Origin of the sequence: Faecalicoccus sp., assembly GCF_036552745.1 — a bacterium.
GTDB lineage: Bacteria > Bacillota_I > Bacilli_A > Erysipelotrichales > Erysipelotrichaceae > Faecalicoccus.
The window spans coordinates 1-2,008 of sequence record NZ_JAXKBY010000175.1 but is presented as its reverse complement, the minus strand read 5'-3'; the positions used below and the strand labels follow the sequence as shown (position 1 = coordinate 2,008).

The following is a 2,008-nucleotide window of genomic DNA, read 5'->3' as shown; positions in this document are numbered from 1 at the left end:
TGCCAATATGGAGTAGTTCATTATCATGAAACAAGAATTAGTCAAATATGTCGAAAAGCCATGGGGTTACGAAAAGTGGCTTGCGGTAACAAATCACTATGCTTTAAAGGAGATTTTCTTTAAAAAGGGTGAGCGCTGTTCCTTTCAATACCACAATCAAAAAGAGGAACACATTTACATTTTGAAAGGAAAGCTGGAGGTTTTAGAAGATGATGAAAATAAAGAACTGCATACCCATATTTATGGACCTGGTGATATCATCAGTAATCCTCCAACCTTTCGACATCGAAATACCGCTTTAGAAGATACAACGATTATCGAAGTCAGTACACCACATTTAGATGATGTAGTACGAATCGAAGATGATTACAATCGATAACTTATAAAAAGCCCTCACTGGGCTTTTTTGTTTATCTCATTTTTATGACATATTATGTATAAATCTGATACGGACAGTGCATAATAAATTTAAAGGGCACACCTTCAATTTAAATAAGAATCTATACGTCATGATATAATAGTGAGAATAAGTTGTTTTCATTTAATTGTATAATGCCATTTTAGAAAAATAGTCTTGGTTGTTTGGTTTCAACTTATATTGAATAAAGACATGATAGGAAAATGTATTAGCGGTATCCAAAACATTTTACTTCGCATAATGTATATTATGTAAAAAATATAAATCTGTTTTAGGTAAAACGCATTTAATTTTTGGACAGGATTTTGCATTTTTTTTGCATCTTGCAGCTTTTAAAAAGTTACATAATGTCGATTATCATGCTTTTTTATCTAACAAAATTCATCATTATCTTATTTAATCTATTTTCTTATATATAATTATGATGATACTCAAAATACACATTATGTATTTGATTCTCTAAAACGTATCGAACGTATGATTACTCATGTTTTTCTTTTTCACGTGCTCTCACAGGGTCTATTTAATTGAGTTATATAGACATATGAACATATTATTTAAAATTATGATGAAATCATGATCATCCAAATATTTGAGCGAAAATATAGAAATAAAAGATGAAATGTCTATAAATAAGAAGTAACTTTGTCGGTTTAATAACTAAACAATTCTAATTACATATTACTAATTATCTACAATACTTGATTCTCTTAATCATTTAATAGTTAAGCGGCCTTTACTAATATAAAAATAGGGAATTCATGCAAAAAAAGCGATCATTGACCGCTTTTGATTTATTTTAAAAATTCATGAATAGTTTGAACAATACTACAAGCATCCAAATGATAGTGCTTCATTAAGTCTGCGGGTTTTCCGCTTTGCCCAAATTCATCATGCAATCCGATCATTAATACTGGACAACCTATTCTTGTTGGTGCCAGGACTTCAGCAACTGCTGATCCAAGTCCTCCGATGACTGAATGTTCTTCACAGGTTACTAGTACATCATGACTTTTCGCAAGTTTTAAAATCAGATCTTTATCGATTGGTTTGATGCTGGAAATATTTACGATTGTTGGATCGAAATCATCCATTTCTTTACTGGCTTTCAAGCATTCCTGTACCATCAAACCGGTTGCCAGAATACAGACTTTTGTGCCTTCTTTTAAGATACTTCCCTTGCCAAGTTCCCACTTGTAATTATCATCATAGACATCATCTACACTGGCTCTTCCCAACCTTACATAACAGGGGCCTTCAATGTTAGCTACTGCTCGTATGATCTCTTCAGTTTCTTTTGCATCACAAGGCTGAAAAACTTTCATATTTGGAATACTTCGCATAATGGCAATATCTTCTACACTTTGATGACTGGCGCCATCTTCACCCACGCTGATTCCAGAATGGGTTGCACATATTTTTACATTTAAATTAGGATAACAGATACTGTTTCTAACTTGCTCAAACGCTCTGCCTGCTGCAAACATCGCAAAACTGGAGGCATAGGCAATCTTACCACTGGCCGCTAAGCCGGCAGCCACGGTCATCATATTTCCTTCAGCTATTCCCATATCAAAATGTCTTTCAGGA

At 33.4% G+C, this 2,008-nt stretch carries 2 protein-coding genes; one reads left to right on the top strand and one right to left on the bottom strand.

Annotated elements, in window-relative coordinates; genetic code table 11:
- The first annotated feature begins 25 nt into the window (after window positions 1-25).
- Window positions 26-379, top strand: a complete 354-nt coding sequence (locus U0M88_RS08390; protein ID WP_320802558.1) for a cupin domain-containing protein — start codon at window positions 26-28, stop codon at window positions 377-379.
- A gap of 833 nt (window positions 380-1,212) precedes the next feature.
- Here U0M88_RS08390 and U0M88_RS08385 read toward each other — a convergent pair.
- On the bottom strand, window positions 1,213-2,008 hold a 796-nt coding region (locus U0M88_RS08385), incomplete at its 5' end, for a transketolase family protein (protein WP_331869534.1).